We start from the raw sequence: 15,046 nt of genomic DNA, 5'->3' as shown, positions 1-15,046 counted from the left end.
CATTTGGATTTCTCCTGAACGGACGCCGCAAGTGAAGGATTGAGATTAACAACAAGGATTAAAAATCGGAAATAAATATGGTTGCAGCCAAACGCTTTGGAACGGGCAAGTTTCCTTATAGCAGGCCGTATACGGGGGATTTCCTCCCGATTGATCATGTTGCAGTTGGACGAATGCAACAAAAATTTGAATTGACAGATCATTAAAAATACAAGTAATATACATGTATATTAAAAAGATGATTCAATTTAAGCATGGCGACCAGAAGTCACGTAACCGCGGATGGCTTCGATTGGCGCTTTGTTGCAGAAACTTATGACAGCGTTTTCTTGACCGGTTGAAAAGAAAGAAACTCACTTATTAAAGGAGGAGCTTGCGATTGTTGCTGCGGATGGAATTTATTAAGCCCTCGCTCCTGGAGACCGGGGAGGAACATCGGCTTAACTTCATGCTTGTGCACCCCTGCGGAAGAATGGAGCCGCAATCGGATACGACCTTCAGCATGACTTGCAGCGACCCGGAGATCGTTGAGGTGAACGGCAGCGTGATCACCGGGCTGAAGCCGGGCGAGACCGAAATTGCCGTAGACTTTCTGGACGATAGATTTTCAGTGTTTAAATGGAAGGTTCTTGTAAGGCCGGCTGGTCAACCCGCGAAATTGAAGCTGAAGGACCGCCCGAGGATTTTGTTTTCGATCGATGAGCTCGCGGATTTTCGGGGTCGGATTAAGCGGGATGACGGCAGTTCTGCGAGGGCAATCGATGCATCCGTGCTATGGGCCGGATACTTGGCGAAAGCGGACGCCTATGTGGAAGAAGATAGCTTCGAAGTGCTGTATCCGTCCATATCGGATCAGTGGAAGGTTGCGCTGCCCCTAACGGAGCCGAAGCGGGTACCAGAACCGCAAGGCCATACCTTCTTCCCGTTCTGGACGATGTACGCCAGAGCGATAGAGGATCGGCTGGTCGTCATGTCCACGGCTTTCCTGGTGACGGATGAGAGAAAGTATGCGGTCCGAGTGAAGCAGCATCTGTTGTCCCTGGCCGCCTTCGGGAAATGGTATGAGTTCGACGAGCGGGGCGCGGAAGGAAATCTGAGCAACGCCCATCTGCTGCTAGGCGCTTCCTGCGCCTATGACGCCATTCACAGCTTGCTGACGGAAGAAGAGCGGCGATCCATTCGCCAAGCCATTCTGGAAAAAGGGCTGCATCCGCTGGCCATCGATATCGGAAGCCGTGATATGCACAACATCGTGGCAGCCAAGCAGGTGGCGATGGTGTACGGCGCGTCGGCCATTATGGATGAGATCCCGTTTGCCGCCAAATATTTGCAAGCCGGACTTACTTATCTTCAAAGCTATCTGGACCGAAAAGGGGTGTCTGGAGAAACAGAGGGGCTGCTGTACGACAATGTGGCTGCGCGCCATGCCTGGATGGCTGCGGATCTTTATCGGAGAATCAGCGGCGATGACGGCCTGGTTCAGCATCCGTATTTGCGGGAAGAGCTTCCTGAACGTTTTTTTCGGCTCCTGGCACCGGGAAAGGAAAGCTCGTTTCCGAATCTGTCGGATTCGTTTTACAAGCTCGATATCGCTTACCTCATGGCCATGACAGCTACCCATTACGACCATCCGGCAGCGGTTTGGTACCTGCACAAGCATTCTGCAACGCATCACGCATCGCTTCTTTATTTACGGAAAGAGACCTCACCTGCAAGTCCAACGGAGCTGTACGGGAAGCGTGCTTCCGCAGTATTCCGGAGCGTAGGCTGGGCCGCCCTGCGGTCGGGATGGGGCGATGAGGATCATCTGCTGTGCTTCACCTCAAGCAGCTCGGCGAAGGACCATAATCACAAGGACCAGAACAATTTGGTGATCAATGTCGGCGGAGAGTGGCTGTTGACCAATCCCGGCTACCAGGATTATGTACCCGGTCCGAAGGCGGATTACACTACCGGCACGGTGGGCCATAATTCGCTGCTCGTCAATGGTCAGGGGCAGATCCGCCTGGGTGGCGGGGGTCTCCGGGAGGAGTTGCTACTCCCGGCATTTGAGGCGGTTGTCGGGGACGCTGCCGAAAGCTATGGCGGGCTGCTGAAACGCTACCGGCGATCTGTCCTACATATCGATTCGGCATATTACTTCATCGTGGATGACGTGGAGCTTCATCAGGAATCGGATGAGGCCGAGCTGCTGTTTCATACGACCTCGGCGGTTCTGGATGGAGAAGAGCCCAAGGCTCCGGGCGAGATTCTGGGAAGTGAATCCGTTGTATTCCAAGGAGAAAGCGCCGCACTGCAGCTCATGTTTCCTTTTCCCAAGGAGAAGGGGCTCACCCTCCGCGAGTACCCCGGGGCTGAAACCTACGGTCCTTATGTAGCTGTCGGTGGCACGAAAGGCAAAAGACGGCGGTTCATCACGCTGATCAATCCGCGGGTCCATTACGGCGAGAGATTGGCCATCCATCAGGAGGAGCAGGATACCGGAAGCCTGGCTTCCGGTTTAACGGTGGAAAGGCCCGGCGGGGCGGAGGATATCTGGCTGTTTTGCGCTGACGCTGTGGAAGCCCGCTACCGGGGCATAACTTTCCTGGGAGAAGCCGCCCGTTTATCGGGTAACGGCATGCTTAATTTGTGGAAGGCTGAACGGTTGTCCGGCGGAGACATCGCTTTTGAGGCGGAGCTGCCTCTGAGTTTATACAGCGATGACCGCCGCTTAACCTGCATTGTGCATAACCCCCACCCTGTGGAGGTCTCCTTCAAGCTGAGGCAGAAAACTTCTGGCGTGGAAGTCAAACAAACCGCACCACCCGGCTATTATGAATGGAATCTTATGAATACCGGCAGAGGTGGTCAGGCGGAAGGGAGAGAAGCTGTGTGGAAACCGTGATTTCGGAGGTCAATCCATCCGCTCCCGTCAAGAAGAGCGCTTGGAAGCGAATCCGGACCCGAATGTGGAGGGATCGTTATCTATACCTGCTGCTGCTGCCGGGCCTGCTTTACTTTATCGTGTACCGGTATCTGCCCATGCTGGGCATATCCCTAGCCTTTAAAGAATACAGCCCGTTCCGGGGGTTCGCGGAGAGTCCTTGGGTCGGTTTTGCGAACTTTGCCCGGATTTTCGAAAGCCCGGAGGTTATCCAGGTTATCTGGAATACGCTTATCATTTCATTTCTGCAGATCGCGTTCGCATTTCCGGCGCCGATCATTCTGGCCATCATGCTGAACGAGGTGGCAAATCCGCTCTTGAAAAGAGGGCTGCAGTCCATCGTTTACATGCCGCATTTTCTGTCTTGGGTCGTGGTGGTCGGCATCGTGACGATCTTTTTCCGCAACGAGGGCTTGATCAACGACGTGCTGCGCGAATGGTTCGGCTTGCAGCAGACGATCCCTTTTCTCACCGAGCCCGATTATTTCCGAGCTTTTCTGGTGTTGGAGGTCATCTGGAAGGAAGCCGGCTGGGGAACGATTATTTTCCTGGCGGCGCTGGCAGGCGTCAACCCGGCTCTTTACGAGGCGGCCGTCATGGACGGCGCAGGGCGCTTCCGTCAAATCTGGCATATTACGCTGCCCGCTATCCGCAGCACGATCATAATCATGCTGATCATACGTCTGGGCGACGTGCTGGAGGTCGGCTTCGAGCAGGTGTTCCTTCAACTGAACGCCTTTAACATGCACATCGGCAATACGCTCGATACCTTCGTGTATTACAAGGGGATCCAGCAGTCGGACTACAGCTTCTCGACCGCGGTCGGCGTATTCAAGGGTCTGGTAGGTCTCGTGCTGGTTATGGCCGCCAACAAGCTGTCCAAGCGATTCGGCGAACAGGGCGTATATTAGGGCTTCGATTCTTTCTGGGAGGAGAACGACATATGAAGCAAAAATCCATCGCGGAACGCTTGTTCAGCGGCGTGAATATCAGTCTGCTGCTTGTCATATCCGCAGTCATGCTGTTTCCGTTTTTATATTTGTTCTCGGTTTCATTTTCCTCGTTCGAGGATTTTCTGGGCAGCAAACTGCTGCTCTGGCCGTCCAAATGGACGACCGACGCCTATGAATATATCTGGGCCTCCAGGACGTTCCGGCAGGCGCTGCTGAACACGTCGCTGGTTACCGTGCTCGGTACCATCGTCAATCTGTTTTTTACGGCGACGATGGCATACGCCTTGTCAAGACCGATCGTCGGCCAGCGTACCGTCATGTTTATGGTCGTATTTGCGCTATTGTTCTCGGCCGGCATGATTCCGACCTATCTGGTCGTCCAGGAAACGGGGCTGCTTGATTCCATCTGGTCGCTTATTTTGCCGGTGGCCATCGCGCCTTTCAACCTGATTGTCATCCGCCAATTCTTCATGAACATCCCAAGCGATATGATCGAGGCGGGCATCGTGGACGGCGCGAATGACCTGCAGATTTTCGGGCGCATCATCCTGCCGCTCTCGAAGCCTGCGCTGGCGGCATTCAGCCTGTTTTATGCGGTCACGCACTGGAACAACTATTTTGCGCCGATTCTGTACATCAATGATCCGGCCAAATGGACGATACAGGTCGTGCTGAGACAGATTGTGGTGGTGGGGGAAACGACGGGCACGCTCGGAGGAGATAACATGTTCATGGATAATCCGCCGCCCCCGGAAACGATCCAGATGGCCGCGATTCTCATGGCGACGCTGCCGATTCTGATCGTGTATCCGTTCTTGCAAAAGCACTTCGCGAAAGGCGTCATGCTGGGCGCCGTCAAAGGTTGATGACTTCGAACGGCCGAATAACGGAGCTGTTCGAATGAATCATAAACGGAGGTCACACTCCAACATTGATAAGAATGGGGGAAAGCTCATGTTAAAGAAACGCAGACTTACCGCAGTGATGGCGGCCTTGCTCTCCATCAGCGTGGCAGCATGCGGCGGCCAGCCGAAGGCGGAGGAGAAACCTGGAACGACCACTCGGGGGAGGAAAAACCGGCACCGACAGAGCAGACGTATGAAATCTCTACGATTGATTTTCGCTATGGTGATCCGCCACCGACTTCAAGTCCGGGACTTGATATGATCAACGAGAAATTTAAAGTCGACTACAAGCCGGTTTTTGTGCCGAATACCGCCTTTGATGAGAAGATCAACGCCGTGTTCGCCTCAGGTAAAATACCCGATATGATCGGACTTATGTCGGCTGACATCAAGAACCGTTACAATAAATTTGCGAAGCAAGGGGCTTTCCTGGACATCGAGCCTTATATCCAGGAGTATCTCTCGCTTAAAGTGGTGCCTGATTTCATCTGGGATGCCATGCGGGTGAACGGCAAGATTTATGCCATCCCGCAGTATTCTCCGAAATATCAGGTCGTCACGGTGCTCCGCAAGGACTGGCTCGATAAGCTTGGCCTGAAACCGCCGACAAATTACGAGGAGCTGAAAGAGGTAGCGCTGGCATTCACGAACGGAGATCCGGACGGCAACAGCAAGAAGGACACCTACGGAATCGCCATTGGTCAGGACATTAACCCGAACTTCAACCAGGGACCGTATTGGGACCCGGATGCCTGGTACCACCAAGATGCTCAGGGCAACTACATCCCGGGCATTATCGGTGAAGGCCGCCGGGAGTTCATTACGATGCTGTCTGAGCTCTACAAGCAGGGAGCGATGACGAAGGACTACGCCATCCTGAACTGGGGAGACACCAACAAGGAGTTCTATTCCGGCAAAGCAGGCATCTTTATTGGAACGCCGCGCGGCATGTCGCAGGATTACATGAACGGCCTGCTCAGTATACATCCGGATGCCCAGTTTATCAGTCTTGGTCCTTTCGAGGACAATTACGGCAACAAAGGGCTTACGTCCGGGGCGGGCTACAACGGAATTACCGTGCTGAGCGCCAAACTTGCCGATGAGCCGGAAAAGCTGAAGAAGATTTTCGAAATGATTGATTTCGGCCGCCAGTTCTATCCTCAGGATCAGCGGAATGATACAAACGCCGATTTTGATTGGTGGTCGGGCAAAGTCGGTGTGGGTTATGACATGCAGGACGGCGTGCAGGTCAACAAGGAGAATTTCGCATCCGACGGACTTGCGCCTTCCACTTATTTTGTTGATAACACTTCGTGGGCGCCGCAGGATTTCGATAATGATTACTCCATTACGTATCAGACCAAGCAGCTGGCCGATCTGGTTGAGGAGATCGAATCCATGTATAAGGAAATCAAGCTTTATGCAAACCCGATCAATGGACTGGAGTCGCCGACCGACAACTCGAAGGGCGCCGAGCTGAGAAAGTATGTCATGGATGAGCAGGTAAAAATGATTGCGGGCACCCGTCCGGTTTCGGATTGGGATAAACTGGTACAGGAGTATCTGGACAAAGGCGGTGCCCAGATCATCCAGGAATACAACGCGAATATCAAAGAGAAGGATCCGAAGGCACTGTTTAAGTGAGACTTTGGAAATGACGCTTTAAACATGATCCGTAGGACAGCGGGGCAAATCTTTTGCCCCTGTTCTGCTTTGGAGTAACTAGCGCCTATGGGAATGCGAGCTGTGGAGGAGGGAGACCTGTATCATGAAAAAGACAGCAAAAATCGGTCTGTGGTTTAACAGGCAGTCGGCGGAATACTTCTGGGGGCACGGTCAGGACCTGTTTCAGCTATATGTGGAGGAGGTGCTTGGTCATGCTGGCATTCCTTATGCAAGGTTTGATGACGCCGAAACCCTTGAGTCATATGAACCCGATATCATCGTCGTACTGCATCCGGGAGAGAAGGAAGAGGACCTGAATTGTCTGGAGCAGTGGGCCCGCCGAGGAGCGACGCTCATCAGTTACGGCGGATTGAACCGCATGGCCGGCCGGCTGGGCTGTACCCGGTTTGCCATCCGGGATGCGGTGTATGGGGACCTGTCAGGGCTAAGCTATGCGCAAGGCATACCGGTTTTAAGGGCGGTAAGCAGCGATCCGTGGATGGTGTCAGAGAAATCCGACATCCCGGTTCAAGCGGATGGCGTTCTGCGCCGGCTCCGTAAAGCTGGTGCCGAGGCAGCCGCAGCCGTTCTGGAGTTTCCGCTAGGTGCAGGCCGGCTGATCCGCTGGAATGTGGACATCCCCGCGAATATCGTTATGCTTCAGCAGGGCGGCGGGCCTGTCGTCCAGGACGGCATCCCCGCACCGGACGGTACGGGAGGGGTGGACGAAGGCATTTTGAAGGCCGATGACCGGTGTGAGATGGACTGGGATGAGGACCGCTCGGTGACGGAGACCGGGATGCCATACTTTGATACGCCGCATGCAGACTGGTGGCGCGAGGTGATTGTCCGTCAGCTGATGGAGGAAGCAGATGCGCTGGGAATGACGCTTCCGTTTCTGGACTATTGGCCGGAAGGCGTCAATCAGGTGGCCATGATCTCGCACGACAGCGACTTCAACATAGAGGAGGCGGCCCAAACGACCCTGAGCGTGCTTCAGGATAACGGCGTCCGCTCGACCTGGTGCATGATCGAACCGGGTTATTCCCCGTCGCTCTACAAAGAAATTCAGGCTGCCGGGCATGAGCTGGCATTTCACTACAATGCTTTGGAGCAGGAGAAGGGGATATGGAGCGCCGAGGAATTTGCCCGTCAACTGAACGTAATCCGGAGCACCAGCGGCGCGCCGATCATTTCGAACAAGAACCACTATACCCGCTTTGAGGGCTGGGGAGAGCTCTATGAATGGTGCGAGCAGAACGGCATCGAAGCGGATCAAACTAGAGGGCCGAGCAAAAAAGGAAATGTCGGCTTTCCGTTCGGTACCAGCCATCCGTATTACCCGATCGCTCGTTCGGATGACCGCAACCGGCTATACCGGGTGCTGCAGATCGGCTTTCTGACCCAGGACCTGGAGCATCCCACGCTTTCGGATGCGTCGGTGATTGCCCCGTTTCTCGAAAAGGTGGCGGAAGTCCGCGGCGTCGCCCATTTTCTGTTTCACCAGCAGCACATCCATCATCTAGGGAACGTTCGGCATGCGTTTTCGCTAGCGGTCGAAACCGCGAAGCGGCTCGGTTATGCGTTCTGGACGAGCGAGGAGATCACCCGCTGGGAGCAGGCCAGACGAGCTGCGGTGCTCCGGGTAGGCGCAGACGGCACCCTCATCACCGAGAATCTTCCGCAGAGAGCGGTCGTGCGCCAGCCGTTGGCTGCGGAGGCGGACCCGTCAGCTTCGCAGACGGACATTCGCTTTGGGCGGCCGTGTGCTGAAGTTGCGAGCATGATGAAAGCAGCAGCCGAATAACGTCAATGAGGAGGAATCAGACAGTGGAAGCGTTAGCGATTCATGGGGGAGCGCCGGTCAAGACCGGTCCTTTTGGCACAGGCAAAAGATTCGGGGAAGAGGAGGCCGCGCATCTGCTCGAAGCGCTGGAGCAGAACACGTTGTTTTATTATTTCGGCACCAAGGTTAAACAGTTTTTGACCGATTTCAATGCGATGTACGGCCGGGAATACAGTGTAGCGACATCCTCCGGCACCGCGGCGATTCATGTGGCGCTGGGTGCGGCTGGGGTTTCCGTAGGGGACGAGGTCATTACAAGCCCGATTACGGACCAGGGAACGCTGATTGGCATTCTGTACCAGAATGCGATTCCCGTGTTTGCCGATTTGGAGCCTTACACTTACAATCTGGATCCGGCCTCGATCGAAGCCTGCATTACGCCAAGAACGAAAGCGATCCTTGTCGTCCATCTGGCGGGATATCCGTGCGATATGGACCCGATCATGGAGATCGCGGAAAAGCATGGCATCAAGGTCATTGAGGATTGCGCACAGGCTTTTCTGACCCGGTATAAGGGGAGGCTGGCCGGCACCATTGGCGATTATGGCTGTTTCAGCACGAACGATTTCAAGCATATCTCCACCGGGGACGGGGGCATGGTGCTGATCAATTCGGGAGTGCGCGAGGATTACGAAACCGCTCACGCCTTCGCGGACAAAAACTACCGCCGATTCGGCACCACGGTTGACCGGGGAACCAGCTATATTGCGCCGAATTACCGGATGACCGAGCTGCAGGGAGCCGTCGGTATCGCCCAGCTCAAGAAGCTGCCCTGGATTTGCGGGCGGCGTCAGCAATACGGCGACCGGCTCAATGAAGGATTGCAGGGAATCCAGGGCGTCATTCCGCCGCAGGTCGACCCGGAGCATGACTGTACATACTGGTTCTACATGCTGCGCCTTGATCTGGGCAGGCTGACGTGCAGCCGCGAAGAGTTTTGCAGGGCGCTGGAGGCTGAGGGGATCCCCAACCGTGCCGGCTATATCCCGCAGGTATGCTATTTGCAGCCGCTGTTCCAGAACCGGCAGGCTTATCCGGGGAGCCATTTTCCGTTTGACGGCAGCAGCGTCTCTTATGAGCAAGGCCGTTGTCCTGTCGCGGAGGCGATATTAGACACGGCGGTGCAGATTCCGATGAACGAATTCTACTCGCCCGAGGATATTGAGCATATCATTCAGGCGGTTGCCAAGGTGGGCGCCTATTATGCGAATAGCCATGAATAATACGGAAGAAGTGAACGTCAGCAAGGCAACGGGGACGATGGGGGCTTTTGAGCGGATCGGCGTACCCGTTGATGTCGACGAGAGCAGATCCGCGGCGGTGTGCCGGAGAGCCGACGGGACCGAGCGCATCGTAATCGCAGCCCGGGGATATGTGCTGATCGCGGATCCGGGAACAGGAAACAGCACCCAGCTTTATTTTCCAGGGGGCGAGGGCCAGTATCCGTTTGCGTCGATCAGTGATTCCCGGGGATGGTTCTATACGGGAGCAGGCCGCTATTTTTACGTTATCGATCCGTTCACCCCTGCTTTTGTGGGGCAGCACCGGGTACCTGAAGGGGAAGAGGGAGCCGGTTTTGCATTTGCCTTGAATGAAAATGGTCGGGTCTACGCAACAACTTATCCGGGAAGCTATCTGATTGAGCTCGATGCTTCGTCAAACTCCTCGCGTACCTTATGCAGGCTGGATGCCGAGAGGAAGTATGCCATGACGCTCGCCTGCGGAAGCGGGGGGAAGGTCTATTCCGGACTGGGCACGACGTCGCCGGCCATCGCCTGCTTTCATAAGGAAACCGGAGTGTTGGAGATCGTACTGGAGGGGCCGCCGGATACGACGGGCAGCGGTGCCGTTCACCAAGGCTGGGACGGCGCCGTTTACGGCTGGCTGCCATCCGGGGAGAACGGAGCCGGCATATGGTACCTGCTGGGCGAGCAGGGGGCAGAGCAGGTGGCGGCAGAGGAGGTTAACCCGTCCCTGTATAAGGGGGCAGGATACAACAAGCTGCACCGGGACCTTGACGCCGGTCAAGTGCTGCTGAAATGGCAGCTGTCCGACAGGCAGATCGAAATCATGGAAGCGGACGGAAGCCTGAGCCGGCTTCCGCTTGCCTACAAGGGAGGCGGAACGTCACTCTCCCCGCTGTTCGGAGGTCCGGACGGCATTCTATACGGCACTTCCAATCACCCGCTTCATCTGTTCACGTACGATACCGCAGCCGGGCGTCTGACCGATTGGGGCGGCGATATCGTGGAGCGGGGAGGCGGCGGCAATATTGCCGCTTATGCGGCTCAAGGCAGCATCATCGTGGGTGCGGCTTATGCCGGCGGCCTGGTCCATTTGCTGGATACGACGAAAGAATGGTGCACGGAACAAGGACCTCATCGGAATCCCCGGCTGATCTATGAAAATGCCGCCATCCACAGGCCGAGATGCGCAGTCGCGCATCCGGACGGCCGCCATGTGTTGTACGGCGGCTTTCCCGGTTATGGTGCGGCCGGCGGAGGGCTCGGCATCGTGGATGTGCTGGCTGGTCAGGTGGAGATGCTGGAGAACCGGGAAATCGTCAGCGGGCAGAGTACGATTTCGCTTGCCGTGCTGCCGGATGGCAGGGTATTCGGAGGCACCAGCATCGAGACGCCCGGCGGCGGGATCAGCATAGCCGAGGAAGCGGTGATGTATGAGTTGAATTGGCCTGCCCGTCAAGTGATTCGGCGCTGGGTACCGGTTCCGGGAGCCAGGGAAATCGCTCAGCTGATTTCCGGCGCTAACGGTCTTCTCTATGGCATGACCTCGGAATCGGTGTTCTTTGTTTACGATGCAGGACTGCAAAAGATCATTCATTGCTGCGATCTATCCTCCTGGGGCGGTATTGTCCGGCAGGGACTGCTCATGATCGAGCGCAAGGGGCATCCATTCCTTCTGGGTCTGCTGAGCGGGGCTTTGTTCACCGTAAATACAGTGAGTATGCAGCCGGAGCTGCTGGAAGTGCTTCCGGTCGAAGCGACCAGCGGAATCGCCTGCCTGAACGGAGACGTGTATTTCGGTTCCGGTGCTGAGCTGTGGCGGTATCGGATGGAAGAGGAGGGTGATTACTTATATGACTCGCTATAATGGGGAAATTGTGCCGCTGTTAGAGGGAATCCATACTCTTGAGGCCTGGATGGAGAAGGAGTCCAGGCTGAAAGCACGCTGGCTTGCAGCTGCTGGGGGAGCCCCCGGAGCCGGTTGATTATAAGCCGAGAGCCGTCGCAGACAGCGGGGGCTTTCGGGTGCTTTCCGTGCATGAGGAAGAAGATCACACTAGACAGGCGATCATGTACGAATCACCGGACGGGGATTCGATCCCGGCTTATCTGTTGCTCCCTTCAGGAACGCCTGCTGCAGGAGGATTCCCCGCTGTACTTGCCCTTCACCCGACAACCGAGAATGGAAAAGACGATGTATGTCTGGCTTCCGGACGGGCGAACCGGCAGTATGGTCTAGAGCTGGTACAGCGCGGCTTTGCCGTGCTGGCTCCGGATTCCATCACGTTCGGTGACCGAATCTATGAAGGGGAAGCGCCGTTTCAAACGGCTCCATTCTATCAACGGCACCAGGCCTGGACCGCAGTCGGTAAAATGCTCTCCGATCATATGGCGGGGGTCGACGTGCTGTCCTCGCTGCCACAGGTAAATCCACGCCGGGTCGGCGTCATCGGCCACTCGCTGGGCGGCTATAACGGCTGGTTTTTGGCGGGAATGGATAAACGCATCAAGGCCGTCGTCTCGAGCTGCGGATTTACGATGTTCCTCGGCGATCCGGAGCCGAACCGCTGGGGCCTTCGGGAATGGTTTTCCCATATCCCATCCATTACGGACACCCTGAGGAGCGGCTCCCTTCCGTTTGAGTGGCATGAAATCGCGGCGCTTGCAGCTCCGGTGCCGATGTTGATGTGGTCCGGAACGCGAGACCCGATTTTTCCGAACTGGAAAGAGATTGTCACGGGACTGGGGGAGCTGGATGGTTTGTATGATTTTCTGGGCGCTTCATCTGCTTTCGAGTGCTGGACCGGTCATGAAGGGCACGATTTTCCGCCGGATATCCGGCAGCGTGCCTATGCTTTTCTTGAAAAACAGCTTGCCGAGTAAAATATATACGCGTTCTTTATCCGGAGTGCATGGAATCCTGATGTCCCTCATGATATACTGATTTTTATAGACATGTATAGGAGCGGTATATATTGTTGCGTAGAAGAAATGAATTTCATGAGCGTTATGAACGCTTTGTCCAGGAATTGAGGAATGAAATCGTTGCCGGTGTTCTTCAGCCGGGTGAATTTATTTTGCCGGAAAACACGCTTAGCCAGAAATATGAAATGAGCCGGGTATCAATCCGCAAGGCGCTGGATGAGCTGGTGAACGAAGGATTGATCGAGAAAATCGCGGGCAAGGGCAACCGGGTGAAGGTGCCGGATGAGGACAGAACGCCTGTCGTGCTGAGACTCGCCTGGTTCTCTTCTTCCTATGAGATTCCGATTATCGAAAAAATGATCGAGGCGTTCGAGCGGAAGCATCCGTTCGTTCAGGTGGAGATGGTGGTGTATTCCGAGGATTTCTACACCGAAACCATCATCCGGTCCATTGAGGACGGTCAAGGGCCTGATCTGTTTATTATGTCGGATCAGCATTTCCGGGAATGGACCGAAAGCGGGCGCACGAATCTGCTGACAGGGTATGTTCCTCCCCGTCTGATGGAGGAAGGGGTCAGCTATCCGCGGGTCTTCGAGCTGTTCAATCATGAAGGCGGCATGCTCGCGGCGCCGTTTGTGTTCTCGCCGGTAGTCATCTGTTATAACCGATCGATCTTCCGTCAGCACGGCCTGTCTCACCCCGTCAGTCTTGGCGACTGGCAGCAGTTGCTGGAGGCGGCCAAAGCCAGCACATCGGCCCCGAACGAAGACGGAATGACCGATCATTACGGGTTCTGCTTCTCTTCGTCCCCCAACCGCTGGCCGGTCTTCCTGCTTCAAAATGACGGCAGCATCATGGCTGCAGACCGCAGCCGGAGCACGATGGCGGACGAACGGAACATCGAAGCGCTGGAGTTTTGCGTATCGCTGATGTACAAGGAACATGTGTCGCCGATCTTTTCCCATGGCAGCAGCCATTTAGCCGAAAGCTTGTTTATGAAGGAACGGGTTGCGATGATCATGTCCACTTATTATTTCATGAATGAATTCCGCGACCATTCCATCGACTGGGATGTGATGACCTTGCCGAAAGGGACCAAGCCCGCCACTATTCTGTTAGGCGGGGGTCTGTCAATCAACGCTGCGAGCAGTCATCGGAACATCGCCGAAAAACTCGTGGATTTTATGACGGGCGAGGAAGCACAGAAACTGCTGAAACAGTACGGATGCACCATCCCGGTGTTGCGGTCTGTAGCCGAGGATGACAGCCTGCTGAATCCGGACATTCATCCGCAGCACTATAACCGTTATCTCGAGGTGCTGCCGCATGCTTACCCGCTGCATATCCTCAACATGAACCAATCTGAGATATTGACGCTGCTGGATGAACTGAATCTGCTGTGGGCCGGCATGGAAACCCCAGCGGATACCTGTACCCGGATCGAGCAACTCTTCAACTCCCGGCTGGGCTTGAAGGGCGCCGGTACCGGGATGGAGAAGTGACGAATCGGTAAAAAAGAGCACCTTCAGGAGAACGAAGCCATGTCGTAAGAGATGGAGACGGTCTTGAAGGTGTTTTTATGTTGGCAGCAAGATGCATCTATCCGTTAGAAATTGCCGACATGTTCATTTGAAAGGACCTTTTCAAGAATATTTATCGACCATTTTAAGCAAATAATTGCGAAACTCCTCCACGTAAGAATTTGGTTCTACGATTTCTAGATTTGTACCAAAACTTGCTAAAAATTGAAATCCAATAGGGTTCTGAGGAATTTGGATGGTAGCCAGGTAATATTCAGAACTGTGGCTTTCAATACTCTTTCGACCGTACCTTTCAATAAACTGATCTTTTATACCGGGCGCAATCAACGCTTTAATGGCGACTAGCTGCGGCTGATAACTGGCAGCGTCTTGTTCTAATGCATAATCTCTCGGGTTAAAGGCTTCTTCATTCATATTGAGATTATCGATCCTGGATAATTTAAATGTTCTATAGCTCTGGCGATGTAAACAGAATCCCTTCAAATACCAACTCGTTTCGCTAAAATGAAGCTGATACGGCTCGACGATTCGATTCGTTATCATGCCATTTTTATCTATATAATCAAATGAAATCAACTTTTTCCCTATGATCGATTCTTGGCATGTCTTCAAGGTTTGAAGAATTTCGGACCGACCCTCCCAATCATAAAATGATAGACGGACTGAACCTTTCAGTGACATGGGGTGAACCATGGCCTCCATTTTTTTAATCGTGATTTCAACTTCCTCGCTAATTAGAATTTGTTCCAATCCGCCGAGCGCAGTCAATATATTTTCTAAGTCGGAGCTGTTTAAAAGTCGCTTATCCACCTTGTATTCGTCCATAATACCGTATCCGCCATGAATTCCATGAACAGAATAGATGGGAATGTTGGATAAACTCAGTGTTTCCATATCGCGAAGAATCGTTCTTTTGGAAACGTTAAATAATTGTGCGAATTCTTTTGTTGAAACAATATCTTTTTTCAGCAAAATCATGATAATAGATATTAATCTCTCAACCTTCTCCATAGCCGTCCCTCGTTTGGTATAAAATTTTAA

General features: G+C 54.2%; 11 protein-coding genes. 10 read left to right on the top strand and 1 reads right to left on the bottom strand.

Annotation, left to right across the window (positions count from 1 at the left end):
• Positions 1-379 precede the first annotated feature (379 nt).
• The 10 genes from P0X86_RS17540 to P0X86_RS17495 all read left to right on the top strand — a co-directional run bounded on the left by P0X86_RS17540 (position 380) and on the right by P0X86_RS17495 (position 13,966).
• Entirely contained in the window at positions 380-2,887 is a 2,508-nt protein-coding gene (locus tag P0X86_RS17540; RefSeq protein WP_277746037.1) for a heparinase II/III domain-containing protein, read from the top strand.
• Positions 2,875-3,837 carry an ABC transporter permease gene (locus tag P0X86_RS17535; RefSeq protein WP_277746036.1) on the top strand — a complete coding sequence of 321 codons (963 nt, stop codon included), beginning with the start codon at positions 2,875-2,877 and terminating at the stop codon, positions 3,835-3,837. Before P0X86_RS17540 ends, P0X86_RS17535 begins: the two co-directional genes overlap by 13 nt.
• Before the next feature lie 32 nt (positions 3,838-3,869).
• Positions 3,870-4,745 carry a carbohydrate ABC transporter permease gene (locus tag P0X86_RS17530; protein ID WP_015735651.1) on the top strand — a complete coding sequence of 292 codons (876 nt, stop codon included), beginning with the start codon at positions 3,870-3,872 and terminating at the stop codon, positions 4,743-4,745.
• A 150-nt stretch (positions 4,746-4,895) separates the two neighbouring features.
• The gene (locus P0X86_RS17525) at positions 4,896-6,428 is read left to right on the top strand and encodes an extracellular solute-binding protein (protein WP_277746035.1); all 1,533 of its coding nucleotides are present in this window, start codon (positions 4,896-4,898) and stop codon (positions 6,426-6,428) included.
• A gap of 124 nt (positions 6,429-6,552) precedes the next feature.
• Positions 6,553-8,256, top strand: coding sequence for a polysaccharide deacetylase family protein (locus tag P0X86_RS17520; protein WP_277746034.1), 1,704 nt, complete (start codon positions 6,553-6,555; stop codon positions 8,254-8,256).
• Positions 8,257-8,279: 23 nt separating this feature from the next.
• On the top strand, positions 8,280-9,518 hold the full coding sequence (locus tag P0X86_RS17515) for a DegT/DnrJ/EryC1/StrS family aminotransferase (protein WP_277746033.1): 1,239 nt from the start codon (positions 8,280-8,282) through the stop codon (positions 9,516-9,518).
• Complete coding sequence (locus P0X86_RS17510) at positions 9,499-11,406, top strand: NHL repeat-containing protein (protein WP_277746032.1); 1,908 nt, start codon at positions 9,499-9,501, stop codon at positions 11,404-11,406. The genes P0X86_RS17515 and P0X86_RS17510 overlap by 20 nt, the downstream gene beginning before the upstream one ends.
• Positions 11,393-11,524, top strand: coding sequence for a hypothetical protein (locus tag P0X86_RS17505; RefSeq protein ID WP_277746031.1), 132 nt, complete (start codon positions 11,393-11,395; stop codon positions 11,522-11,524). Before P0X86_RS17510 ends, P0X86_RS17505 begins: the two co-directional genes overlap by 14 nt.
• Positions 11,490-12,422: an alpha/beta hydrolase family protein gene (locus P0X86_RS17500; protein WP_277746030.1), complete on the top strand. Its 933-nt coding sequence runs from the start codon at positions 11,490-11,492 to the stop codon at positions 12,420-12,422. Before P0X86_RS17505 ends, P0X86_RS17500 begins: the two co-directional genes overlap by 35 nt.
• A 92-nt stretch (positions 12,423-12,514) precedes the next feature.
• Positions 12,515-13,966: an extracellular solute-binding protein gene (locus tag P0X86_RS17495; RefSeq protein ID WP_277746029.1), complete on the top strand. Its 1,452-nt coding sequence runs from the start codon at positions 12,515-12,517 to the stop codon at positions 13,964-13,966.
• Between the two features lie 141 nt (positions 13,967-14,107).
• Here P0X86_RS17495 and P0X86_RS17490 read toward each other — a convergent pair whose 3' ends face one another.
• Positions 14,108-15,016, bottom strand: coding sequence for a helix-turn-helix transcriptional regulator (locus P0X86_RS17490; protein WP_277746028.1), 909 nt, complete (start codon positions 15,014-15,016; stop codon positions 14,108-14,110).
• Between the last annotated feature and the right edge of the window lie 30 nt (positions 15,017-15,046).

This window comes from Paenibacillus sp. BR1-192 (assembly GCF_029542445.1).
Taxonomy (GTDB): Bacteria; Bacillota; Bacilli; order Paenibacillales; family Paenibacillaceae; genus Paenibacillus_AQ; species Paenibacillus_AQ lautus_A.
The sequence above is the reverse complement of the archived record's forward strand: the minus strand, read 5'-3'. Positions and strand labels throughout refer to the sequence as shown.